The following is a 23,207-nucleotide window of genomic DNA, read 5'->3' on the forward strand; positions in this document are numbered from 1 at the left end:
GTTAAACCCCTGCGATATCGTCTTTGAAGCGGGGGTCAATGCTATCGCGTAATGCGTCCCCGACAAGGTTCATTGAAAACACCGATATTACGATCAGGAGCCCAGGATAGATCAGTAACCAAGGGGCACGTGTTACATAGATACGTTCTTCAGATAACATGTTACCCCAACTTGGAACTTCAGGTGGTAGCCCTAGTCCAAGGAAATCGAGTGCGGCAGCCTGAAGCTGCGCGAAAGCAAAGATAAAGCTGGCCTGCACCAGTAGCGGTGAAATCAGGTTTGGCAAAATATGCTTAAACAAAATAGATCGATGTCCTGCTCCTGAACAGATGGCGGCATCCACGAAGACTTCCCCTTTTAACTTTAAAGTCATGCCATAAAGGATTCGGGCTGTTGTCGTTGCGTAGACGATGCCAATGACAAGAATTGTATTAAATACACTGCGTTCCAGTAATGTTATCAGAACAAGCGCCATCAATAATGCAGGAAATGCCATTAGCACATCGACGCCTCGCATCAAAACGTGCCCAAGCCGAGTAAAATAAGCGGACATCATGCCGATCAATCCACCAAAAGTTAAGGCGACAAGGACGCTTCCGACGCCGATCAATACAGTCATACGTGCACCATAAATTGCGCGGGAGAATGTATCTCGTCCAAAGTGATCAGTTCCAAATAGGTTGAGCCAGCCAGGCTCTAACAAACGAGCGACCGGATCAATTTCCAAAGGGTCGTAAGGAGCAATTAACGGAGCGGCGATAGCTGATATAACCACAAGACAAAGCCAGATAAATCCCACAGTCGCCAGTTTGCGGCCTCTAAAAGCATTGCGAAAGAAGTTGATAGCATTCATTTTAGAGACACCCTTGGATCTAGGCGTGCATAGGCAAGATCCACCAGTAAATTGATGACCATATAAAGAACGACAATCACAAGGATAACTCCTTGAATAACCGGATAATCGCGACGTAAAATTGACTGCACGACCAAACGGCCTATGCCAGGTAATGAGAAGACCGTCTCTGTGACAACGGCTTCTGATATAAGTGCAGCGAATGTAAAACCAAATGCCGCAGCAACAGCGATCAATGCATTGCGAAATACGTGCTTCATAGCAACACGGGCTGGATGAAGCCCTTTGGCCCGTGCTGTGCGTACATGATCTTCTCGGGCAACATCAAGCATAGATGCTCGTACGAGACGCATAATAAGTGCTGCATTGGGTGCTGCCAGTGTTAGGCTTGGAAGAAGAAGATATCGCAGATTGGCAATTCCTCCGTCGTCAGATAGTGATGGAAAACCTGAGCTTGGGAACCAGCCAAGTGTAACTGAGAAAATCATTATAAGGTACAGACCCAACCAGAAGGTCGGCATGGATGCAGCAAGCATTGCGCCGCTGGATGTAATCTGGTCAATCCAGGTTCCATGCTTTGTGGCTGATAGAACACCTATCGGAAGGCCAATTAAGATGATCCAAACCATTGTCATGGTCGCGAGTAAAATGGATGTTTCCGCACCGCTTCCGATTACAGATAAAACAGGTTCGCCAAAGAAAATCGAGGTTCCAAAATCACCTCGGAGTATATTGCCGAGCCAATAAAAATACTGAACCCACAAAGGACGATCAAAGCCCATCTCCGATGACAGTTGGGCTATTTCTTCCGGTGTGGCACTGTCACCAAGAAGTATGGCTGCCGGATCACCGGGGATCAGGTGAACAAAAAGGAATACAAGCACCGAAGCTGCAAGGAGCGTCGGAATGAGCGTTAATAGGCGCTTCATTGTGTAAATGAGCATATTATCCTCAATGTATGGAAGTAAGAAGGGTTGCCCCCGCCTCGTAACAAAAAGCGGGAGCTGGGAGAAAAGCTACTTAGAGACATTCCAAAAGTTAGGCCAGATCAATGTCTGTTCGCCAAGGCCTTTTAGATTAGGCGAAGCAATGTTGTAGGTATAAACATCGCCAGTCTTCATCGTTGGAACTTGATCATAGATGAGCGCCTGGATTTCTGACCAGATTTTTTGACGTTCAGCAGAGTCAGAAGAGGCTGTAAACCGATCTTTCAGAGCTTGCTTCTCAGGAGTTGCCCACCAACCAGGATAATTGTCATTCATGACCGAAATCAAAATCGGATCAGGAACAAAACCATGATGAGTAAAGAACATATCCCATTGATCAGGCTGTGCACGCTTTTCAATTAATGTCGCCCAGTCATAAACCTGAAGATCGACATTAAATCCGGCTTGAGCTAACTGTTTTGTATAGATGATTGCACTATCGTAGTGGAATGGATAGTTGGTCGAAACCATGAATTTAATCGGCTCTCCGTCATATCCAGCATCCGCAGCCATTGTGCGGGCAGCATCTGCATTTCCTTTGCTGAAATGTTCTGCTCCTGAATCGGTATACCAAACATTACCTTCTGGTGCGAAGGATCCATTTGCACGCCATAAGCCTTCAGGACCGATAGCTACTTGTAGTGCCGGTGTTTTATCAAGCGCTGTTTGAATGGCGCGACGGAGTGCAAAGTTTTCCTTCAAAGGCCCATCGCTGGAGTTCATGAAAACAAGACCGAAGATCGGTCCACCATTTAACATGGTTTTAACACCAGGATCAGCATCTAAGTCTGCGAAAAGATCACCGGGGATACTTTCAGCATAATCATAGTCACCTGCACGAACACCAGCAACACGGGTTCCGACATCCGGGACCGGAATAAAACGCAATGTGTCGAATTCGGCGATACGAGTGCCGCCATAACCATCAGCTTTACCCGATGGGGACGCGTAATCATCAAAACGTTTTAGCTCAATGTAACGGTTCGCGTTCCAGGCATTAAAAGTGTAAGGACCTGTTCCGATATAATTTTCAGGTTTGATCGGCTCCTTTGTAGCGCCCGTTATGATGCTAGCAGGATATATTGCCGGGCCGCCATTGATGAAGGCCATCAGGTTTTTCCAAGGGCCGAATGGTTCTTTAAGTTTAAGTGTGATTTCATGGTCACCAGTTGCGGCAACATTTTCAACATGATCAAAGATTAGACTACCGCGAGAACCAAACTCACCCCAACGCTGTAGCGATGCAAGAACATCTGCTGAGGTCATATCCTGACCATTGTGAAACTTAACTCCTTCTCGAAGTGAAATAACAATTGTCTTACCATCGTCAGAAACGGTTTCTCCTGAAGCTAGAAGTGGTACCGGCGCGTTGGAACCATTGAAGGTATAAAGACCTTCAAAAATGTGGTGCGCAATTGTTGTTGCTAAATCAGAAGTGATAACCTGTTGATCCAGGCTAGGCGGCTCGCCCACAGTTGCATATCTGAGAATGCCGTCGGCGTTCGCTCCAACCGTCAGTGCCATTAAGGCTCCTGCCGCCAGCATAGATTTCATCCAGTTCTTCATAGTCATTTTAGCTCCTCCACTGTCATTTTATTGATCATTATTATTGTATTATGAAAGAAACTTACAAAAAATCAACTTTGAGTCAACTATTATTGTCATTTTGATCCGATTAAGCTACAAGTACTGTAATTAACTTACAAATGGAGTTCGCATGACTAATACCCCAAAGGGAATCACTCGACTGGATGGAGCTGATGCTGCAGCTGGTGGAACGCCGCGTCCATTTGCCAAGGCTGTGCGTGCTGGTGATTACATCTATGTTTCTGGACAAGTACCTACCGTGGACGGCGAAGTTGTTTCGGGCGGAATTATTGCGCAAACCGAAGCGGTGATGCAAAATATTATGGCTGTGCTTGAATTAGCCGATTGCGGTCTTGAACATGTTGTGAAGGTAAATGTATGGCTTGATGATCCACGTGATTTCACAAGCTTCAATTCAGTCTTTGCGAAGTATTTTACGGCTCATCCACCAGCCCGGTCGACGGTTCAAAGTGCAATAATGGTGGACGCTAAGGTGGAAATGGATGTAATTGCGTATAAACCAGAATAATTGCAGGTGGACCTAATGCCTAAAGTCATCGATATCATCTCCAATATGCGCTCTTTATTAGGGTCTCTGCCAAAACGCGAACAACTTGTAGCAGAATTTGTTCTCACCAATTTGGATCAGATTTCATTTTTATCGCAGAATGAGATAGCTAAAGCGGCAAACGTGTCTGTGGCAACCGTAAATAGATTTTGTACATCGATAGGGTGTGAAGGTTTTCGTGATTTTCAAATTCGAATGGCGCAAAGTGTTGCGGTTGGCATGCAGTATCTCGATAACCGGAGCGGGGACATGTCAATATCGGGGCAATTTGTCTCGCAGGTGTTTGGCAATTTGATAGATACGTTGAAGTTAACGGGTTCACAACTGGATGGTCAGCAGATTGAAGAAGCAGCAGAAGTTTTAGCTAATGCACATCGTATCGGGTTTTTGGGTGTCGGCGGTGGATCTGCAAATGTTGCAAGGGAAGGGGCCAACCGTTTCTTCAGATTGGGCATCCCGGCTGAGTCCCACTCGGATGGGTTTTTGCAGCGCATGGTTGCCTCAACTTATAGTGACGGTGATGTGCTTGTTGCAATTTCATCTAGCGGGCAACCCGCTGAGTTATTGGATAGTGTGACAATTGCGCGCCAATATGGTGCTAGTACAATCAGTTTGACGAAGAAAGGATCTGAACTGTCGGCAATTACGGATATTTCAATTCAAGTCGATATTCCCGAGGATCAGGATATTTATGCGCCAACCTCCTCACGGCTTGCTTACTTGGCCATTGTTGATGTGCTCGCAGCAGGGGCTGCACGTAAGCGGCCTGAGCAGGTAAAGGAAAATCTGCGCAGAATCCGCACGTCGCTCGCTCCACTTTATAAAGATACTGGTCCCAAACCTATCGGTGATTGATTTGCAGGACTGATACAAATCCCTGTGAGGGTTTAAATATCGAACTTTATGCCTTGTGCAAGCGGTAGCTCACGTGAGTAATTGATGGTATTGGTTTGTCGGCGCATATAGGCTTTCCACGCATCCGAACCACTTTCGCGACCACCACCGGTTTCTTTTTCGCCGCCAAAAGCGCCGCCAATTTCAGCGCCGGAAGGGCCAATATTTACATTTGCAATGCCGCAGTCAGACCCGATTGCTGACAAAAAGAGTTCAGTTTCGCGAACATCTGTTGAAAATATACACGATGATAGGCCTTGCGGTACTGCATTCTGTAAATCAATGGCTTGGTCAAGGTCGGAATACTTTACTGCATACAAAATAGGAGCAAACGTCTCGCGATGCATGATATCAGATTGTGCTGGCATTTCGACAATCGCAGGAGCAACATAAGCTGCATTTGGATAGGTTTCGGACAATACTTGTCCGCCGCCATGAACTACACCGCCCTCGGTCTTTGCGCTCTCAAGCGCAGCATCCATAGCTTTCATAGCATTCGTGTCGATAAGTGGACCAACTAAAGTTTCATCGTCAAGAGGGTCGCCGATGGGCAAAGTTTGGTAGGATTTAATCAAACGCGGTAATAAATCATCATAGATACCTTCGTGTACAATCAAGCGGCGGAGCGAGGTGCAGCGTTGTCCCGCTGTGCCAACCGCGGAGAAGACAATCGCGCGGAGTGCCATTTCAAGATCAGCAGAGGACGCAACGATCATTGCATTGTTGCCACCTAATTCTAGAATGGTTTTTCCGAGGCGTTTGGACATGTCAGAAGCAACGGCTTTACCCATTGGTACAGAACCTGTGGCGGAAACTATTGCAACATCTTGAGAGGCGGTTAGCAATTCGCCAATTTCGCGTTCTCCGATCAGAGTTTGTGTCAGCCCTTCTGGGGCATCAGAACCAAACTTGGCTAGGGCGCGGTCACATATCTTTTGAACGGCAAGTTGAACAAGCGGTGTTTTTTCAGATGGTTTGGCAATGACGGGATCGCCGCAAACAAGAGCAAGGGCAGCATTCCAGCACCAAGGTGCGCAAGGGAAATTAAATGCTGTGATGATGCCGCAAACTCCCAATGGGTGCCATGTTTCGCGCATGGAATGACCCGGGCGTTCGGACGCAATCGTTAAGCCGTATAGCTGACGTGATAGGCCAACAGCAAAATCACAAATATCTATCATCTCTTGAACTTCACCAAGACCTTCTTGATAGATTTTGCCACATTCGAGCGTAACAAGGCGGCCGAGATTTTCTTTCTCCGCACGAAGTTCTTCGCCGAGCAGACGCACCAACTCACCACGGCGTGGCCCTGGCACTTTTCGCCATTCTTTAAAGGCTTCAGCGGCTTTGGCAATAACAGTCCGGGCTTCCTTGATGTTGTGAGATTTAACACTGGCAATTACAGAGCCATCTACAGGTGTTGTAACGGTAAGTGTGCCGCCGTTTAGTTCATCGCTTGTAAAGCCGTTGGCAGTAAGAATTTCGCTAAAAGACATGTTCATTGCTTTCTTTGATTTACCATTAACTTCGCACAACACGCCTTATGAGTATAACGAAATTTGGTCATAGTTCGATGAAAAATCGGAATGAGAATGTTTTACTACCTGCTCAGTCCTGTTACGTTTATTGAAGAGCTTTTACCTTTCGAAACCCACCGAGCATTATATCTGCCATCTGATCAATTTCGGCAGAGGTCATAGCAGTAGATAGCAGCCCGGAACCCGTTTCAATCATCAACAATCCCTCATCAAATACATGATCTAGGAATGTTGCCAGATATCGTTGCTCATCCGAATTTATGAAAGCTGAACGATAGTTTGTCGGAGCCAGCTCCTTAAAATGGATTCTAAACATAGAGCCAGCGCCTGTTACACATGCGGAAACACCGGAGATTTTTATACCTTCCTCAATCGCAGATCGTGCAAGATCGGAGAGTTTATTCAATCGTATCACCGCCTGTTGGTTGAACCATTCCATTGCTGTTTTGCCTGCCGTCATGGTGATAGGGTTGGCACTAAATGTGCCATAATGTGGAAAACGTGCAGGGCCGTTCAATGGGTTCATAACGTCCATGATGTCTGCGCGGCCAGACAAGGCACCGACTGGAAAGCCACCACCTATCATCTTTCCCATTGCTGTCAGATCAGGCTTTACATCATAAGACCCCTGCGCTCCGTCATAATTAGTCCGAAATGTGATGACTTCATCAAATATTAGAAGCGCTTGGTTCTCCGTAGCCCAATTGCGCAAAGCCTTCACGAAACTCGGATCGGCAGGTATAACACCAATGCGATGTGGTAGAAGATCGAGAAGAACTGCAGCAATAGAGTCTTTATGTTCGTCGAGGATTTTGATGGCGCGTACTGTGTCGTTAAATGGAATGATGACGACATCATCCAGTGCACCTTGAGGTGTACCCTGCGAGACGGGAACGCGTGCGGGGTGTTCAATGTCACCCCAATTATTTGGTTTGGCCGTCTGGCTTACTTCGGCATAGTCATAAAGACCGTGATAAGAGCCTTCGACCTTCGCAATTTTTGGTTTGTTGGTATAGGCGCGTGCTGCTTTTATGCAACTCATAACAGCTTCGGTACCGGAGTTTACAAAGCGAATTTTCTCAAAACTAGCGCAACGCTTTACCATTTGTTCTGCGTAGGAAACTTCAATCTCAGTGCCAACTGTGTAAGCGGTGCCCCTTTGTAGCTGCTCACCGACAGCATTTATGGTTGCCGGATGTGCATGGCCGTGAATCAAAGATGCAACATTATTGGCGAAATCAATGCGCTCCTTGCCCTCTATGTCCGTCACAATGCAACCTTTGGCATGTTTGACGTAAACAGGATGTGGTTTACGCAATATTGTGTTACGAGAGCAGCCGCCTGGCATTACGCGTTTTGCTCTTTCGTAGATTTGTTCGCTAGGTGACATGGTTTTCAACATTTCTCGTCTGCCGCGCTCTTGATAAGATGCTCGAGTTTGCCTTCGACATTATTCCATTTTTCTGCATCAGCCATCGGTTCTTTTTGATCCGTAATTTGCGGCCAAACCGATGCGAGTTGCTCGTTGATGTCCAGAAAGTGTTTTTTCTCTTCCGGCAAGTCGTCTTCATTATAGATGGCATCAATAGGACAGGCTTCGACACAAGCATCGCAATCAATACACTCATCGGGATGAATCGCTAAGAAATTCGGACCTTCATAGAAGCAATCGACAGGGCAAACAGATACACAATCAGTATGTTTGCAGTTGATGCAATTATCGGTGACGACATAGGTCATTTCGGCTCCTTTGATAATTACGAGTGGTAAATTTAGTCATGTATTATGATTTTATTTGCCCTCTATTCGGCAGCTTCGAGTTGAGTGCTAATAGGTTTGATGCCGTACATGGAGAATAACTCAGCCTCGTCCACGACGACGCGATCATCATATCCATTGAACCAGATTGCATCAGGATTTCGTCCAACGATAGTTACCTTCGCGCGATTGGATGCATCTGCTGCACCACGTAAAAGTTTGAAGACGACAACGCCGTTTTCTCCTCCCTTTACACCAGGGACGGGCGTATCTGTGATGGCCGCAACTTCTGTTTTACCTTTGTAGTGTGTAATCGATAAGCGAGCATGAGCTTCAACGCCAGAAAGTCCACGTTGGGATTCATTTAAAATTTTCCATGCGGTTTCAATTGGTACATTAAATGCTTTGTGGCCGACAATATCTCGCCCACAGAAAAAGTAGTGATTTTCAATGCCGTTGCGTTTCAACTCTCGTTGCAAAATGCGTAAAGCATCAGCATTGTCATTTATGTCAGCAATGATCGGGGATTGATTGTCGACGTTGATCCATGAGCGACTTCGAAGCTGTTTTACCGCTGATAGTGTTTCATGAATCCATTCCAGTCCACCATCTGGATTATCGATATAAGTTCCGTCAGGATTTTTTTGCAGAAATTCGTCTGGGTGGTTAAAATGCACCATCATGCGGAGGCTGATTTGTGGATAAGCTTTATGAAATGCATCCAACATGGCGAAGAAATGCTCATCAAAACGTTCGGGAAAAAAGGCTAGTTCCTTGGTGCCGATGCGGATATTTTCAACACCTGCCTGCGCCAATGCGCAAAGCCATTGGGCAATGTTTTTGTTACCTAAAACCATAGGGTCGCCGCCGGACATTAGAACTTCCCGAAGTTTTTCACGCCCTGTTTCTGGATGTGTGCCACCGTTTTCTGAAACAATGCGGTTGTGTTCTAAAATGTAATCAACGACGTCCTTGATTTGTGCCAAACCTTTGGGCGCGATCGTACCGTCTGGACGTTCAACGTCTTTTTTCGCGATCAGTTCTTCACGATAACAAAAACGACAATGGGCAGAACATGTTGCAGCAACATAGAGCAAGGCAAGTTCATATTTGTGGATCATGCCTTCTATTGGGCTATAAGACATTTGTTTGCCCGGGTCCTCTGCACCATCCAGGTCATAAGTTTCTTTTGGGCTGGCTTTAACCAGCGTCTGTAGTGACTTTGATCGCACAGCTTGTTGGAAATAATGCCGTGTGATCTTGATTGGCATGCGTTTTTGTAGATCACGATCAGAACCATCTAGTGCAACAATTGCATCAAGCTCCTCCTTGGAATAAAAATCTTTCATATCTTGTGGAGCAGACCCCTCAATGAACTTTTTAAGCCCATTGATAATCTGGCGATCATACCTCCCATTTTGCACCGTTGCCAAAAATGTGTTTTCCTTATCCGATGGGATGTATTTTTCCATTGCCATTGAGCACCTCCAGATGGTCTGCATCATTTAACGGGAACATCGCGGTGATGTTCTGCCTCGCCAGTCGTGAATTTGCAGGCAATGTAATGTTAGTATTCGGCAATAAACAAACGCTTGTTCGTCACCGATTGATGAGTTGTTTTCATGCTTATGCAAAAATACTGGCTTTGCTGTCATCGATTATTCATGTATGTTTTTCATCTCACTGGCTAATTTATGAAGCTGGATTCATAGGTAATATTATGCACAAACAAAATATCCAGCGCAGATATCTGCCATCACATTCTGTATTGCGTAGTTTCGAGTGTGCTGCGCGGCATCAAAGTTTCACACTTGCCGCCGAGGAACTTCACCTCACGCAGAGCGCTATTAGTCGGCAAGTTAAAGAGCTTGAAGATAATGTGGGGACCGCGCTTTTTAGACGTTCTGGTAGACGAGTTCTATTGACCAAAGCAGGTCGTACACTTGCAGAAGAACTGGCAGTTGATCTTGAAAATATACACCAAACCATCATGCGTGCTGTCTCGGCAGGGCGTCAAGGGACGGCCATTAGCATGGCCGTTTTGCCAGGATTTGCAAGTCGTTGGCTTATCCCCAGATTGCCTGAATTTTCCGCACAACATCCCCATATTGAGCTCAATCTTTCGACACGGATCAAGCCATTTGACTTGGATCGCGAACATTTTGATCTGGCTATCCACTTTGGGACCGATGACTGGCCAGATACTGATATGAGAGAGTTGTGTACAGAAACTATGATTGCGGTCTCCTCGCCAGAGTTTAAGAAACAGTATAAAATTTGTGATCTCAACAAATTGGCAGATGTTCCGTTACTTCACATGGAAACACGACCTGTCGTGTGGCAACAGTTTTTTCAACAGAATGGCATTGAAGATAACATTATTTTGTCGGGCAAATATTTTGACCAATTCTCGATGATTATTGCCGGCGCAGTTGCTTCGCTTGGCGCTGCGTTAGTGCCGACCTATCTTATAGAGCGAGAACTAGGTGCAGGGCTTCTGGTTCAATTAGGCGAACCTACGGTTACAACCAAAAACAGCTACTACATGGTGACGCCTAGCAATCGACGGAATGAAGACGTTGATCTATTGTGTGACTGGATGAAAAATTCCGTTGGTGAACGTGTGCTTTAATTTTGTTGAGGTCTAGCGCCAGACCAGATAATCGCACGCAGCCTATTCAGCATAAAATGCGCCCGTTTTTGTGGCCAGAAAATCGACGAGAGGGATATCTTCCTGCTTTAAAAAACCGCTGTTAGGTAAGGTTCCTGCCCGCACCATCTCCATGATGGCAACAACAGAACCTGCGGTTGTCCAAGCAATTGCTGTACGCATTTTCCCTCCGATTTCAATCGGTCGATATGCACGTACAAATTCTTTACGTTGCAATCTGCTATCAATAGTTCCTTCGGCCGAGACATGAACATAGACCACGTCTTCGTTAACGGGCGGTTTGGCGTTCACCAATATCTCACCGGCTTCCTTGCGACGTTCACGCATTAGGAGTTCGTGAAAGAAGAAATTCATAAGTGCGGCATGCCCAGGATAACGCATCGTTTTATAGTCAATATTGGCGACTGATCCCAGATAGGTTTCGCACATAGTGCCAAGGCCGCCAGAGGTCGTGAAGGCTTCCAATTTGATTCCGTCGATATAGATATCCTCCAGCCACTCCATCGCGGAGACCCATTTAATCTCACCGTCTTCAAGAACTTCGCAATCATTGAGATATTCATTCACCACACCTTCGGGCGACCAATTGAATGAATATCCCATCAAGCCTGTTGGGTGTTGGGGTAGAGCACCCACACGCATTTTACAGCTGCGGCATTCGTCTAGCTCTTCGATTAAACTGGCTCCTGCAATGCCAATAAAACCCGGCGCCAATCCACATTGTGGTGCCATCAAGCCTTTAGAGGTTCTGGCTAATTCGATGATAGATTTTGTTGTTGGGACATCCTCGGTTAGATCAAAATAGTGGATGCCAGCTTTATAAGCTAACTTGGCTAGGCGTGCATTTAAATGGAATGGCAAGCAAGAAAGAACTGCATCATTTTCCTCAAACTCTACCGCTACATCATCGGCTGAACTGAGATCAATTACCTTCGTCGTAAATGGTAGGTTGGTTTTTGATGGATTGATATCAATTCCAGTAACGTCGAACTCGGCTCCATGCAGCAGCTCCGCCGCAAGTGTGCCAACTTTGCCTAGCCCAAGGACTATTACTTTTTTCATGTTCTCTCCGATGTTCCAAACTTATTATCGTCTCAGGATTGTTCCATTTATTTCGTTTGTTATCGCTTCTTTCTTACGGCTCTATTAGATTTCGTTTTTGCTGTTGTAATTTTAGACCTAACATCATTTTTGCTTCATTGGCGGTTGCAACTGGGCGCTCGTGTTTTTCACAAAGTTCTACGACCCTTTCAACGAGCGCTGCATTTGAAGGGGCAAGCCGATCTTTACTCAGTCGAACATTATCTTCAAGACCAGTTCGCGTGTGACCTCCATCACGAACTGCCCACTCATTTACGATCAGTTGCCCGCGACCAATCCCTGCGGCGCACCATTCCGCGTCTGGTGCTAAACGTTTCATTGTCTGAACGTAGTAAGCGAAGATATCCTCATCAACCGGTGTTGCATTCTTAACACCCATGACGAACTGCAGATATAATTTTGCTGGTAAACGACCGTCGCGGTGCATCTCAATAGCTTGATGAATATGGCTGAGATCAAACGCCTCAATCTCAGGTGTAATTTCATATCTTCGCATCTCGCTGGCGAGCCAGTCCACAAGATCTGGTGAATTCTCATATACGCGTGTGGGAAAGTTGCACGATCCGACTGATAGTGAGGCCATGTCTGGGCGTAATGATAGGCATGCCCCACGTTGTGTACCTGAACCAGAGCGCCCACCGGTTGAGAATTGAACAATCATTTCCGGTGTGTGTTTTCGTAGTCCATCAAGAAGTCTGCAGAATTTATCTGGATCGGAGCTGGGTGTTTGATCATCGTTTCTAACATGGCAATGAACGATGGTTGCACCAGCTTCGAATGCTTCATGGGTGCTCTCAATCTGTTCTTCCACACAGATGGGGACCACAGGATTGTTCGCCTTTGTTGGAAGTGACCCAGTGATTGCTACGCAGATGATGCATGGTTTTGACATTGCTCAGCAGTTCCATCTCTATTCAACTGAGTAAAAAGTACGTCAATTGTGCTCGTCAATAAAAACGTTACTTAGTCATGGATACATGAGTAAATAGAACATCGGTCAGGCTGATATCTGTGAAATGAATTATGGGACAATCTCACGTCAGCAGTCGGAACCAAAAATGTTAGTTTCTAACAACCAAAACAGAACATGGCGCATGGCGAATAATTTGCGTGGCATATGAACCTAAACTATGTTTTTCAACGTCTGGCCGATGGGCATTTACAATCATCAATGATGCGTCAATTTTTTCCGCTAAAAGGAGTGCTTGTTCTCCTACACCACCACGTAGCACATGATCTTTGACCGAGCCAATATCAGCATCTTTTATGATGCTATTTAGTTCTTCATGTGCTCGCTTTGCTGCAGCTTTTATGTTTTCTTCCGGCACAAATGGCTCTATATAGCTGAAATAACCGTATGGCATAACATAGGCAATATGCAGCTCATCCCCTTCATTGCATTGTGACTTTGCCTCCCTGCACAGTAAAAGCGCATTATTGCGGTGGGCTATATCAATCATAGCTAATAGGCGTCTTTCTGTACTCATAAAGTGACCTTTCAAGACTATTTGCTCAAGACTTCTGGCAACCAGGTTGCCATCTGCGGGAACAAAACAAGGAAAACAATGAAGACACACATGACCAGAAACATCGGGAATGATGCTTTGGATATGAAAGCCATATCTTTACCCGTCATTCCTTGAAGCACAAAGAGGTTGAAGCCAATAGGCGGTGTGATTTGTGCCATCTCAACGACGATCATCAAATATACGCCGAACCAAAGCATATCAAAACCAGCAGCGCGAACTAATGGTTCGATGACAGCCATCGTTAAAACGATTGACGATAGACCATCCAAGAAACACCCGAGAATTATATAGAATATGGTCAGGATAAGAATGAGCATAAGCGGAGATAACTCCCATGCGCCGATAGTTTCAGCTAGTGCGCGGGGGATTCCTGTAAAGCCCATTGCAAGGGATAAAAAACCGGCGCCCATCAATATGAGCATGATCATGGCGGTTGTTCGAACAGAGCCCATGATACTTTCTAAAAATCCATCGATTGTGAAACTACGTTGAATCATCGATAGGAGAATGGCACCAACAACACCGAGCGCTGCAGCTTCGGTTGCTGTCGCAATTCCTGAATATATCGAACCGATAACGCCACCGATTAATATAAGAACCGGCAATAAGTCGCCAATGCGTTTGGCAAGTGTTTCCGTATCTATGATGTCAATTTTCGGTTTAAATGTTCCACGATTAAGGAACGACCATCCCATAATGTAGATCATGAAGAAGATCGCCAAACCTAAACCAGGTAGCATCGCTGCCATGAAAAGTTTTGATATGCTTTCATTTACAGTTACACCGAAAATGATCATAGAAATGGAAGGTGGGATCAAAAGTCCTAGAGTACCAGCTCCGGATAATGTTCCGATAATCATCTTTTCTGGATAGTCGCGCGCGCGTAGTTCCGGGATCGACATTTTGCCAACCGTTGCCACCGTTGCAGCTGATGAACCAGAGATCGCCGCAAAAACAGCTGATGCACCAACGTTTACGTGTAATAATCCGCCAGGCAATTTGCGTAAGAAGGGTGCTAAACCTTTAAAGAGTGTTTCGCTTAGTTTGGTGCGAAACAATATTTCCCCCATCCAAATGAAAAGCGGTAAAGCGGTGAGCGTCCAAGAAGATTGTTCACCCCAGATTGTCACCGCCATAGAATCGCCTATTGGAGCAGATGTAAAAAGAAACATCCCAACTATTGCAGTGGTTAAAAGTGCGGCTCCAACCCAAACGCCGATTCCAAGGAGGATGAATAACGTCGATAGGAAGATGATAACTGAAAGTGTCTCGGTCATACCTCGTTAGGTCCCTCATGTTTGTTTGTTTCAGGATTAACTTCGTCATAGTCAAAAAGAGCCTGACACAAAGTATGCACAACGGCGAGCGCGAGAAGACCCGCGCCAATTGCTACAGGTGTTTGAGGTATCCAAAGTAAAATAGCGTCGGCGCCTTCGCTCCGCTCACCGAAATCGTAGCTGTCATAGGCCAGACGGACCATATAATAGGCAATGAACAAAGAGACCAAAGACATGATTGATAGGCACAGGATCTCTATTTTACGCCTCGTCTCACCTATAAAATTTTGAATGAGGAGAGCAACACGAATGTGTCCTTGAGTTCTGAATGTGTAGGCTAGGGCCATAAAACTACTTGTGGCCATCACATAACCGGCAACATCTGTCGCGCCGCCTGCGAAGAAGCCGAATAAGCGGGACAGGATGCTATAAATAACAAGTGAGCACAGCAGCACCAGAAGTAATCCTGACCCCCAAGCTCCAATCTTGTATATCAGATCCAAAAAATCGGATAATTTACGAAGCATTTTCCCCTCCCCAAGAGAAAGAGGCGGATGATATTTCACCCGCCTCTAAGATTGTGTTGATCACATATTGTTAAATGCTTCGATGACAGCTTTACCTTTGTCACCAGCGCGCTCTAGCCATGCATCTCTCAATTCAGCACCAACTTTTTCAAACTCAGCTTGCATGGCTGGATTGAGATTGCCAACAGTCATGCCATTTGTTGTAAATTGCTCAATATACCATTGATCCAATTCTGCAGATTTCGCCCAGCAATTTTCTTCCGCTGTTGCTGCTGCTGCTTCGATCACGCCTTTTGTAGCATCATCAAGACCAGCCCATGCCTTGCCATTTACGATCACCATGTTGCGGGGCAACCATGCTTTTACATCGTAGTAATGGCTGACATGTTCCCAAAGCTTACGGTCATAGCCAGTTGAGCCAGAAGAAATCATAGATTGAGCGACACCAGTAGCAAATGCTTGGCTCAACTCCGCAGCTTCAATTTTTGTCGGCAACATGCCAAGGCCTTCCGCCATTTTTGAAGTTGTCGCATTGTAGGCGCGGAATTTTAGGCCTTTAACATCATCAAGTGAGTTAGCTTCTTTAATGGTGTAAAATCCTTGCGGTGGCCATGGGCATGAATAAAGGAAGTGAAGACGGGCTTCTTCCAATGCCTCCTTAAGAGCGGGCTTTGATGCTTTATAAAGCTTCTTTGCACCTTCAAATCCAGTGGCCAGGAATGGCACGGAATCAACTTCATAAATTGCGTTGTCATTGCCAAGTGCTGAGATTAGGCGTTCGCCGATGGGGGCAAGACCTTTGCGAACAGCGCCGAATATTTCAGAGCCGCCGAAAAGTGAACCACCCGGGTGCGTAACAATGCTTAACTTACCGCCAGACTTTTCTGTTACTTCTGCAGCAAATTCTGCGGCGATTTCAGAATGGAAATTGGTTGCTGAATATGCCAGTGCCATATCCCATTTTTCGTTTGCGTGTGCATTAGTTGCAGCCACTCCCGCTATGAATGCGACACCGCACATAAGTGTTTTGATTTTAGTCATTTATAGTTCCTTCCACTAGTTTATTTGTGTAATTTTTATACATCGTTAAATCCGGCGAATTCGAATACAGCCCCTCATAATGTCGGTTATAGAGGTATATCCGCTATTATGTCGGTTAATTTCGTCGATTTAATATAATTCATGGTCGTAATATCCTTGCAAGCTACCTAAACATATTGAGTTTCAAATTATAAGCGAAATCTTGCAGGAGAAAATGGTGTGGGGTCTATAGGGCTTTCTGTATCGTTTATGAGGGATGATAATAGTTTTGCAGTTCCAGTGGATGTATTAAATCCGATATGTTGATGTCCACAAGCTAGCCAGACGTTTGGTAGATTTTTAAGTGCTCCGATTACAGGCAATCCATCAGGTAGGGAAGGTCTGTTGCCCACAGCCGGTGTAGGCATATCTGGCTCCCCCAAATCTAATATACTTCTTACGCGATTAATTGCATCTGTCATCGGTTTTCTATTTACCCTCTGGTTGAGCGTTGTAAGATCAGTACCCGTTGAGATTTGAACTGAACCCGAACGCGGCGATAGAACGAGACCACCGCTGATATCGCAAATAGGGTGATTAATCTGCTTGTTTTCATCCAGCTTAAACCTTTGAATATATCCGCGTTCGACGATCATAGGCAGTTGAATGCCGCAATCTTTAAGGAGTTTATTTGACCAAGCACCCGCTGAAATTACTACTTTATCAAAGTGAGTTGTTTCACCGGTGTGAGCGTGTATTTGAACGCCATTCGCATTTGTACTGGGTGAAATGCCTAAAACTTTGTGTTTTTTAAAGTGGGCACCGAGTTTTTTTGCGTGCTCAATGTAGGTTTTGACAATGGTACGAGGGTCCGCTGACGCGCTATCTTTTATATGTACGGCGCGATAAAATGTCCTCTTAAGAGCAGGCTCCAATTCCGATAATTCAGAAGGTGAAAGAACCTCATATTCGACATCATACTTGTCAAAAACATGTCGTCGGTTTGAGCCGGCTCGATACGCTGATTCATTTTCATAAAGCATCAACCAGCCATCGCGCTTCAGTAAGTCAGATTTTCCCATTTCTTTGAGATATTCATCATGGCCATTTCGCGAGAGAGAAATTATGTTGTGAAGTGCTTCTACTATCGGTTCGAACTGCGAGGGGCGAGCGTTGTTTAAGAATTTCAAACCCCAGTTCAGTGTCTGAAAAGATGACGACAAATTATAATGAAATCCGGGGGTTTTGCCCATGAGTAGGCGTGGGATATTGCCGAAAATCTGCGGATTATTGAGCGGGTATAGTGACGAAGTCGCCAGGACACCAGCGTTCCACTGGGACGTTTCCATCCCGGGTTCGGATTTATCAAAAAGTGTAACGTCGTGGCCAGTCTTTAACAGTTCTATCGCCGCACAAATTCCGACAATGCCCGAGCCAATGATTGCAACTTTTTCAACTGTCAATTTATACTGACCACCCTGATAGAGATTGACTGATTAGCACAACGTATCTGACGCAATAGGATCGGTTGTAGTGGCATGGCGAATTCAAAATTTGTAATCTCCTAATCTTGGTGTTCTCAATATCGCGAGAGTTGGGTTCAGATAGAACTTGACAATATGCCGGATAATCTATCTTTTTTGGCAATATGACAACAAGACCGATAAAATGGCTTAAAGATGAGCTTGACCGTAGGATCATACGTGAACTTCAAAGTAATGCGCGTGAATCCACCTCCAACATCGCAACAAGACTTGGCGTTGCTCGCTCCACGGTTCATGAGCGTATTGCGCGAATGGAAAAGGACGGAGTTATCACCGGATACTCCGTTGTTCTTAGTAAAAATCCAAGCGAAGAAAATATTCAGGCTTTGGTTTTTCTGGAAATCAAGCAACAGGAAACAAAGCAAATTATACATCACATAGGCCAATATTCTGAAATCCGGGTATGTCTTTCAATTAGTGGTGATTTTGATTTGTTTTTAAGTGTTGAGGCACCACGCATTGAAGACCTTGATGTTATTGTCGATGAACTTGGTGCCCTGCGCGGTGTTCTTAAAACAAAAACATATGTTGTGTTCGGACGGCGGTTTGATCGTAGATATAATGAATCTGTCCAGCGGATCACTGAACAAATTTTAGAGATAGAAGGTCATAGTTAAACATTCCGGCGAGGCTTCGCGGCATATGCTCAAGTTACACGCAGGTGTAAATTAATACGTTAAAAATATTCCATTTGAACAGGACCTGAAATTTGACCCTTAATAATGATAATGAAGGTTTTATTGGTGTTTTGATGCTTGATACAGCCTTCCCGCGGATCGTCGGGGATGCCGGGAATATTGAGAGCTACAATGCGCCTGCCCGAGTTAAAGTTGTTTCGGGCGTTGGAAGTATAGATGTTGTTCGTGATGGAAAATTGCCAACGGATGTCATTAAGCATTTTTGCAGTGCTGCTCAGGATCTGGAGCGTGAAGGAGCCCGAATCATTGTTTCAACATGCGGATTTTTGATCACAGCTCAAGATGAGATTGCGCAATCGGTAAATGTTCCCGTGATGGTGTCCAGTCTTTCACTTTTTGGCGGTATTAAGATAGCTCTTGGAACATCCTCTAAGGTTGGAATTTTAACTGCGTCGAAACGGAGTCTTGGGAAGGCTGCACTTAATGCAGCAGGCATATTAGACAGTGATGCCGTGATCATGGGGCTTGAGAACTACGATATATTTCGCAATATATTTTTGTGCGACAAGTACTTGCAACCTAATAGATTAGAGGCTAATGCGCTTGAGAATGTGGTCGTTGAACAATCCTTGAGGCTTGTTGAAAGCGCTCCCGACGTTGGTGCACTCATTTTCGAATGTGGTAACCTCCCTCCCTATGCGGATGCTGTTCGGCAATCGACTGGTCGCCCCGTTTTCAGTATTATTGACGCAGCGAATTTCTTATGGAGTGGGACTAGGCTTAGATAATCTACCCGGATGCCAGTGCTAGGTATTTTTCGACACATTTTTCAATTAAAAAATCCTCTTTAAGCTCGGCTCGGTACTTATCAGCGTTCTTCAGCACATCGGTTATATTCCTACTTAACAAATCCACGTCATTAACCGGGGATAGGTTTCTTTGCGGTAATATTTCTGACGGACCCGAAGGGCAATCTGTACTGATCACGGGTACACCGAGTGCGAGTGCTTCCAGAATTGTCATGCCTAGCCCTTCGAAATCTGATGAAACAACTAACGCCTTTGCTGCTTTAATAAAGGGGTATGCGTTGGACTGAAAGCCCATGAAGATAACTCGATCTGAAATTTTCAATTTCTTTGCGAGCTCTTGAGTCTCTTCGAGTAATTTTCCTTTGCCCAACAAAACTAGTTTTGCATTACTTGAAGATTTCGAAAAAGCTTCCAGCAGTCGATCATGTCTTTTTGCCGATTTAAAGCCTCCTACATTTATTATATACTCACCGAGTTGATCGGTCTTCGCGTTCTCATTATCGGCTAGATTACTGATTGTTAATGGATCAACAGGATTGTAGATTACCCGATTTGTAACTTCATTCTTCAGCAGCTTTTTTAAATCCGTGCCCACACCTTTGCTAACCGATATACAAGATTTTTGCCGATAAAAGTTCAAGGCTTGTTGAAGTTGTCTTGGTTTATCGGCATATTCCTTTGATAGAGTGTTATGAATGATGAAAAAGATGTTTTTCAATTTGCTGGATGATAATATCGCGTCTACGGGCTCTAGGTTTGATAAAATCAAATGAGGTCGACCAATTTGCTCTCCAACAAATTGGTCAAATGCCCTACTCGCAAAAAATGTGCGCATAAATTTGGGCAACACTCTAAATTTTTGGTAGGGGAAGATGTGAATTGGTATCCTGGAATCTACGTCGAAATCTATATGATCCTTGAAGCAGATTATATGTACGTCATGACCTTTTATAAGCATTGCAGTTGCTAATGTTATAACAACCCGCTCTGCTCCATTACCTTGTAATGTAAATATTGCAAAAACAATACTTTTTTTAGTCATTCCGTCCCCCTTAGAGTTTTTGATAGTGTGTCACCGTCTGTTGACTTGCGAGACGCTGCTTTATACTAAAGCATTATAAAGTAACAGTAATGTAACCCAACTGACTGATCGCAAAATGATAAGAAAATTTATTCGTCAAACATTTTTTCCACAAAAGCGACGATATAAGAAGATGTTGAAATTATCTACGCCACAAGAACGGTTTTCACAAATCTACAGACAAAATTTATGGAGTAGCGCTGAATCACGCAGTGGGACTGGATCAACGCTTGAATATACAAAAAATATGCAGAAAGAACTTTCAAACCTTTTTCTGAGACATAAGATCTCTTCGGTTCTAGATGCACCGTGTGGAGATTTTAATTGGATGAGTGAAGTGATACAAAATCATCCGGATATCAGTTATACTGGAGCGGATATTGTTGGAGAACTGATTTTAGATAATCAAAAAAAGTACGCATCCAAAAATATCTCTTTCAGAACGCTAGATATAACATCCGGCGACTTGCCATCTGCTGATTTAATGATTGTCCGAGATTGTTTGATACATTTGAGCTTTAACGATATCTACTCCTTTTTAAGGAATTTTTGTGAAAGTGATATCAAACTTTTACTTGTCGGAACTCACGATTCAACCGCCCCACTTGTAAATAGACCAATTTCTACCGGTGAACATCGATATGTAAGTCTATTTGAAAGCCCGGTGAATTTCGAAAATGATCCAATATACCGTTTTCCAGACTTTGTACCGCCTCAGCCCTTTCAAGAGCAGTGCCTGTTTGATAGGAGTTCTGTTGTTAAATATTTGAAGAATTATACTATTCTTCAATAGCACGTTGATTGAGTAGTTCTGTGATGAAAGCCTTTTTGGTGGAAGTGTATTGGTCTACTTGTGCATCTAAATTCAGATTATGTTTCGGAATGATCACTGCATCTCCAGCTGGTGAGTGGTTGATTAGTTAGCCGTTTGTTTTGCGGATGCTTAATTAAATTTGATTTTTTAATTTTCAAGATGCAATTGAATCATTCATTACTTCATGCTATTAATATAACGAACGTTCATTTAATTAAAGGGTTTGTTAGTGGCTCGTAGTGTCGGTTCCGATGGTAAGATAACAGCAGCTGAGATACGTAAGAACTGCCTTGTTCTGTTTGCCCGTAATGGATATGCAGCAGTATCGATGCGCCAGATTGCGCAAAGTGTTGGTGTGCAGGCCAGTGCTATTTATCAATATTTTGAAAATAAACAGCAGATTCTAGTCGATCTTTTGCAAACGCATATGGAGAAGCTTTTAGAGGCTTGGGATGCTGAGATGTGTCGTGAGAGTGCGCCTAAAGCGCTTGAGCGGTTTATTCGTTTTCACATCCGGTATCACATAAAAAAACCAGATGAAGTTTTCGTCTCCTACATGGAGTTGCGCTCGCTAGAGCCTGAAGGATTTAAAACAATCGAATCTCTGCGTCGCAAATATGAGCAGGTTTTAAAGTCTATTCTTGAGGAAGGTGCCGCGGACGGTAGCTTGAATGTTGATGATCCACATGTAGCTGCGATGGCAATTCTATCGATGCTAACCGGTGTTAATACTTGGTATCGATCTGGTGGGCGATTATCACAAGATAGAATTGAAGATATTTATGCCGCGATGGTTCTTAGATCGCAAGGCGTAATGGTTTCATCGGAAAATAACGAGGAGTTGGCCCATGTATGAATCTATGATGAACTTTAATTTGGGAGAAGATATCGATGCGCTACGCGATATGGTGTCTAAATTTGCTCAAAGTGAAATTGCACCCCGCGCAGCAGAAATTGATGCTAGCAATGAGTTTCCAATGGATCTTTGGGAGAAAATGGGAGAGCTCGGACTGCATGGCATAACGGTTAGCGAGGAAGATGGTGGCGTTAATATGGGGTATTTAGCCCATTGTGTTGCGATTGAAGAAATAAGCCGAGCATCAGCATCAGTCGGACTTTCTTACGGTGCACACTCCAATCTTTGCGTAAATCAAATTCAGCGATGGGGAACAACGGCGCAAAAGGCAAAATACTTGCCAAAGCTTCTGTCCGGAGAACATGTTGGCTCGCTTGCCATGTCAGAGCCAGGTGCAGGTTCAGATGTTGTTTCGATGAAGCTGAGAGCAGATCGTCAGGATGATAAGTTCATCTTAAATGGAAACAAGATGTGGATCACGAATGGTCCCGATGCGAGCACTCTTGTTGTTTACGCAAAGACTGATCCAGAAGCAGGGCCGAAAGGGATTACAGCCTTTATAATAGAAAAAGGCATGGTTGGATTCTCGACTGCGCAAAAGTTGGATAAACTTGGAATGCGCGGATCAAATACTTGCGAATTGTTATTCAACGATTGTGAAGTGCCGAGTGAAAATATTCTTGGTGAAGAGGGGCAGGGCGTAAAGGTACTTATGTCCGGGCTTGATTATGAGCGGGTTGTCCTTGCTGCTGGTCCTGTTGGTATTATGGCTGCAGCAATGGATTTGGTCGTGCCATATGTTCACGATAGACAGCAATTTGGAAAACCGATCGGAACTTTCCAGCTTATGCAGGGTAAGCTGGCAGATATGTATACAACGATGAATGCCTGTAGGTCATATGTTTATGCTGTTGCGCGAGCTTGTGACAATGGGGAGGCAACGCGGAAAGATTCTGCCGGCTGTATTTTATATGCTGCCGAGAAAGCAACGCAAATCGCATTGGAGGCAATTCAATGTTTAGGCGGCAACGGCTATATGAATGAATTCCCAACCGGTCGCCTCCTGCGTGATGCCAAATTGTATGAAATCGGCGCGGGAACAAGTGAAATCCGGCGCATGTTGATTGGTCGTGAAATTTTTAACGAAGCGGTTTGA

The 23,207-nt window shown here is 44.7% G+C and carries 23 protein-coding genes; 8 read left to right on the forward strand and 15 right to left on the reverse strand.

Annotated features, from left to right (window positions below; genetic code table 11):
• Position 1 precedes the first annotated feature (1 nt).
• The 3 genes from AB2J24_RS16060 to AB2J24_RS16070 form a co-directional block, all read right to left on the reverse strand.
• Positions 2-853: an ABC transporter permease gene (locus AB2J24_RS16060; RefSeq protein WP_367386202.1), complete on the reverse strand. Its 852-nt coding sequence runs from the start codon at positions 851-853 to the stop codon at positions 2-4.
• Positions 850-1,797, reverse strand: a complete 948-nt coding sequence (locus AB2J24_RS16065; protein WP_367386203.1) for an ABC transporter permease — start codon at positions 1,795-1,797, stop codon at positions 850-852. Before AB2J24_RS16065 ends, AB2J24_RS16060 begins: the two co-directional genes overlap by 4 nt.
• A gap of 72 nt (positions 1,798-1,869) precedes the next feature.
• Complete coding sequence (locus AB2J24_RS16070) at positions 1,870-3,411, reverse strand: ABC transporter substrate-binding protein (RefSeq protein ID WP_367386204.1); 1,542 nt, start codon at positions 3,409-3,411, stop codon at positions 1,870-1,872.
• Between the two features lie 145 nt (positions 3,412-3,556).
• On the opposite strand from AB2J24_RS16070, the gene AB2J24_RS16075 reads away from it, so the two are divergent.
• Positions 3,557-3,955, forward strand: a complete 399-nt coding sequence (locus AB2J24_RS16075; RefSeq protein ID WP_367386205.1) for a RidA family protein — start codon at positions 3,557-3,559, stop codon at positions 3,953-3,955.
• 15 nt (positions 3,956-3,970) lie between these two features.
• A complete protein-coding gene (locus AB2J24_RS16080; protein WP_367386206.1) occupies positions 3,971-4,849 on the forward strand; it encodes a MurR/RpiR family transcriptional regulator in 879 nt (292 codons plus the stop codon).
• Between the two features lie 32 nt (positions 4,850-4,881).
• Here the strand turns inward: AB2J24_RS16080 and AB2J24_RS16085 are convergent, their stop codons facing one another.
• The 4 genes from AB2J24_RS16085 to AB2J24_RS16100 all read right to left on the reverse strand — a co-directional run bounded on the left by AB2J24_RS16085 (position 4,882) and on the right by AB2J24_RS16100 (position 9,662).
• Positions 4,882-6,384 carry an aldehyde dehydrogenase family protein gene (locus AB2J24_RS16085; RefSeq protein WP_367386207.1) on the reverse strand — a complete coding sequence of 501 codons (1,503 nt, stop codon included), beginning with the start codon at positions 6,382-6,384 and terminating at the stop codon, positions 4,882-4,884.
• Positions 6,385-6,511: 127 nt separating this feature from the next.
• Complete coding sequence (locus tag AB2J24_RS16090) at positions 6,512-7,816, reverse strand: aspartate aminotransferase family protein (RefSeq protein WP_367386208.1); 1,305 nt, start codon at positions 7,814-7,816, stop codon at positions 6,512-6,514.
• A 5-nt stretch (positions 7,817-7,821) separates the two neighbouring features.
• Positions 7,822-8,166 carry a ferredoxin FdxA gene (fdxA, locus tag AB2J24_RS16095; RefSeq protein ID WP_367386209.1) on the reverse strand — a complete coding sequence of 115 codons (345 nt, stop codon included), beginning with the start codon at positions 8,164-8,166 and terminating at the stop codon, positions 7,822-7,824.
• Positions 8,167-8,228: 62 nt separating this feature from the next.
• Complete coding sequence (locus AB2J24_RS16100) at positions 8,229-9,662, reverse strand: KamA family radical SAM protein (RefSeq protein WP_367386210.1); 1,434 nt, start codon at positions 9,660-9,662, stop codon at positions 8,229-8,231.
• Positions 9,663-9,709: 47 nt separating this feature from the next.
• Here AB2J24_RS16100 and AB2J24_RS16105 point away from each other — a divergent pair, with 47 nt between their 5' ends.
• Positions 9,710-10,816, forward strand: coding sequence for a LysR substrate-binding domain-containing protein (locus AB2J24_RS16105; RefSeq protein ID WP_367386261.1), 1,107 nt, complete (start codon positions 9,710-9,712; stop codon positions 10,814-10,816).
• A gap of 42 nt (positions 10,817-10,858) precedes the next feature.
• Here AB2J24_RS16105 and AB2J24_RS16110 read toward each other — a convergent pair whose 3' ends face one another.
• The 7 genes from AB2J24_RS16110 to AB2J24_RS16140 all read right to left on the reverse strand — a co-directional run bounded on the left by AB2J24_RS16110 (position 10,859) and on the right by AB2J24_RS16140 (position 17,772).
• Positions 10,859-11,917 (reverse strand): saccharopine dehydrogenase family protein, encoded by a 1,059-nt coding sequence (locus tag AB2J24_RS16110; RefSeq protein WP_367386211.1) that lies wholly within the window; start codon positions 11,915-11,917, stop codon positions 10,859-10,861.
• Positions 11,918-11,990: 73 nt separating this feature from the next.
• The gene (locus tag AB2J24_RS16115; RefSeq protein WP_367386212.1) at positions 11,991-12,848 is read right to left on the reverse strand and encodes a 3-keto-5-aminohexanoate cleavage protein; all 858 of its coding nucleotides are present in this window, start codon (positions 12,846-12,848) and stop codon (positions 11,991-11,993) included.
• Positions 12,849-13,017: 169 nt separating this feature from the next.
• Entirely contained in the window at positions 13,018-13,443 is a 426-nt protein-coding gene (locus AB2J24_RS16120; protein ID WP_162653415.1) for a universal stress protein, read from the reverse strand.
• A 17-nt stretch (positions 13,444-13,460) separates the two neighbouring features.
• A complete protein-coding gene (locus AB2J24_RS16125) occupies positions 13,461-14,762 on the reverse strand; it encodes a TRAP transporter large permease (RefSeq protein WP_367386213.1) in 1,302 nt (433 codons plus the stop codon).
• The gene (locus AB2J24_RS16130; protein ID WP_367386214.1) at positions 14,759-15,289 is read right to left on the reverse strand and encodes a TRAP transporter small permease subunit; all 531 of its coding nucleotides are present in this window, start codon (positions 15,287-15,289) and stop codon (positions 14,759-14,761) included. The genes AB2J24_RS16125 and AB2J24_RS16130 overlap by 4 nt, the downstream gene beginning before the upstream one ends.
• A gap of 60 nt (positions 15,290-15,349) precedes the next feature.
• Entirely contained in the window at positions 15,350-16,330 is a 981-nt protein-coding gene (locus AB2J24_RS16135; protein WP_367386215.1) for a TRAP transporter substrate-binding protein, read from the reverse strand.
• Positions 16,331-16,518: 188 nt separating this feature from the next.
• Positions 16,519-17,772 (reverse strand): NAD(P)/FAD-dependent oxidoreductase, encoded by a 1,254-nt coding sequence (locus AB2J24_RS16140; RefSeq protein ID WP_367386216.1) that lies wholly within the window; start codon positions 17,770-17,772, stop codon positions 16,519-16,521.
• A 185-nt stretch (positions 17,773-17,957) separates the two neighbouring features.
• Between AB2J24_RS16140 and AB2J24_RS16145 the strand changes: the two genes are divergently transcribed.
• Together AB2J24_RS16145 and AB2J24_RS16150 are read left to right on the forward strand one after the other, a co-directional pair.
• Positions 17,958-18,470: an Lrp/AsnC family transcriptional regulator gene (locus AB2J24_RS16145; RefSeq protein ID WP_162653410.1), complete on the forward strand. Its 513-nt coding sequence runs from the start codon at positions 17,958-17,960 to the stop codon at positions 18,468-18,470.
• A gap of 92 nt (positions 18,471-18,562) precedes the next feature.
• Positions 18,563-19,279 (forward strand): hypothetical protein, encoded by a 717-nt coding sequence (locus tag AB2J24_RS16150; protein ID WP_367386217.1) that lies wholly within the window; start codon positions 18,563-18,565, stop codon positions 19,277-19,279.
• A gap of 1 nt (position 19,280) precedes the next feature.
• Here the strand turns inward: AB2J24_RS16150 and AB2J24_RS16155 are convergent, their stop codons facing one another.
• Entirely contained in the window at positions 19,281-20,342 is a 1,062-nt protein-coding gene (locus tag AB2J24_RS16155; RefSeq protein ID WP_367386218.1) for a glycosyltransferase, read from the reverse strand.
• A 115-nt stretch (positions 20,343-20,457) separates the two neighbouring features.
• Here AB2J24_RS16155 and AB2J24_RS16160 point away from each other — a divergent pair, with 115 nt between their 5' ends.
• From AB2J24_RS16160 to AB2J24_RS16170, 3 genes are all read left to right on the forward strand, one after another.
• Positions 20,458-21,174, forward strand: a complete 717-nt coding sequence (locus AB2J24_RS16160; RefSeq protein WP_367386219.1) for a class I SAM-dependent methyltransferase — start codon at positions 20,458-20,460, stop codon at positions 21,172-21,174.
• Between the two features lie 250 nt (positions 21,175-21,424).
• Positions 21,425-22,051 (forward strand): TetR/AcrR family transcriptional regulator, encoded by a 627-nt coding sequence (locus tag AB2J24_RS16165; protein WP_367386220.1) that lies wholly within the window; start codon positions 21,425-21,427, stop codon positions 22,049-22,051.
• Positions 22,044-23,207, forward strand: a complete 1,164-nt coding sequence (locus AB2J24_RS16170) for an isovaleryl-CoA dehydrogenase (protein ID WP_367386221.1) — start codon at positions 22,044-22,046, stop codon at positions 23,205-23,207. Before AB2J24_RS16165 ends, AB2J24_RS16170 begins: the two co-directional genes overlap by 8 nt.

Origin of the sequence: Lentilitoribacter sp. EG35 (assembly GCF_040784015.1) — a bacterium.
In the GTDB taxonomy this organism is placed as follows: Bacteria; Pseudomonadota; Alphaproteobacteria; order Rhizobiales; family Rhizobiaceae; genus Lentilitoribacter.

Coding starts and splice junctions, on each gene's coding strand:
- fdxA (WP_367386209.1), bottom strand. CDS start 8,166: ATGACCTATGTCGTCACCGATAATTGCATCAACTGCAAACATACTGAT.
- AB2J24_RS16170 (WP_367386221.1), top strand. CDS start 22,044: ATGTATGAATCTATGATGAACTTTAATTTGGGAGAAGATATCGATGCG.
- AB2J24_RS16085 (WP_367386207.1), bottom strand. CDS start 6,384: ATGTCTTTTAGCGAAATTCTTACTGCCAACGGCTTTACAAGCGATGAA.
- AB2J24_RS16145 (WP_162653410.1), top strand. CDS start 17,958: ATGACAACAAGACCGATAAAATGGCTTAAAGATGAGCTTGACCGTAGG.
- AB2J24_RS16080 (WP_367386206.1), top strand. CDS start 3,971: ATGCCTAAAGTCATCGATATCATCTCCAATATGCGCTCTTTATTAGGG.
- AB2J24_RS16065 (WP_367386203.1), bottom strand. CDS start 1,797: ATGCTCATTTACACAATGAAGCGCCTATTAACGCTCATTCCGACGCTC.
- AB2J24_RS16070 (WP_367386204.1), bottom strand. CDS start 3,411: ATGACTATGAAGAACTGGATGAAATCTATGCTGGCGGCAGGAGCCTTA.
- AB2J24_RS16105 (WP_367386261.1), top strand. CDS start 9,710: ATGTTCTGCCTCGCCAGTCGTGAATTTGCAGGCAATGTAATGTTAGTA.
- AB2J24_RS16155 (WP_367386218.1), bottom strand. CDS start 20,342: ATGACTAAAAAAAGTATTGTTTTTGCAATATTTACATTACAAGGTAAT.
- AB2J24_RS16075 (WP_367386205.1), top strand. CDS start 3,557: ATGACTAATACCCCAAAGGGAATCACTCGACTGGATGGAGCTGATGCT.
- AB2J24_RS16100 (WP_367386210.1), bottom strand. CDS start 9,662: ATGGCAATGGAAAAATACATCCCATCGGATAAGGAAAACACATTTTTG.
- AB2J24_RS16130 (WP_367386214.1), bottom strand. CDS start 15,289: ATGCTTCGTAAATTATCCGATTTTTTGGATCTGATATACAAGATTGGA.
- AB2J24_RS16120 (WP_162653415.1), bottom strand. CDS start 13,443: ATGAGTACAGAAAGACGCCTATTAGCTATGATTGATATAGCCCACCGC.
- AB2J24_RS16115 (WP_367386212.1), bottom strand. CDS start 12,848: ATGTCAAAACCATGCATCATCTGCGTAGCAATCACTGGGTCACTTCCA.
- AB2J24_RS16135 (WP_367386215.1), bottom strand. CDS start 16,330: ATGACTAAAATCAAAACACTTATGTGCGGTGTCGCATTCATAGCGGGA.
- AB2J24_RS16160 (WP_367386219.1), top strand. CDS start 20,458: ATGATAAGAAAATTTATTCGTCAAACATTTTTTCCACAAAAGCGACGA.
- AB2J24_RS16060 (WP_367386202.1), bottom strand. CDS start 853: ATGAATGCTATCAACTTCTTTCGCAATGCTTTTAGAGGCCGCAAACTG.
- AB2J24_RS16090 (WP_367386208.1), bottom strand. CDS start 7,816: ATGTCACCTAGCGAACAAATCTACGAAAGAGCAAAACGCGTAATGCCA.
- AB2J24_RS16110 (WP_367386211.1), bottom strand. CDS start 11,917: ATGAAAAAAGTAATAGTCCTTGGGCTAGGCAAAGTTGGCACACTTGCG.
- AB2J24_RS16125 (WP_367386213.1), bottom strand. CDS start 14,762: ATGACCGAGACACTTTCAGTTATCATCTTCCTATCGACGTTATTCATC.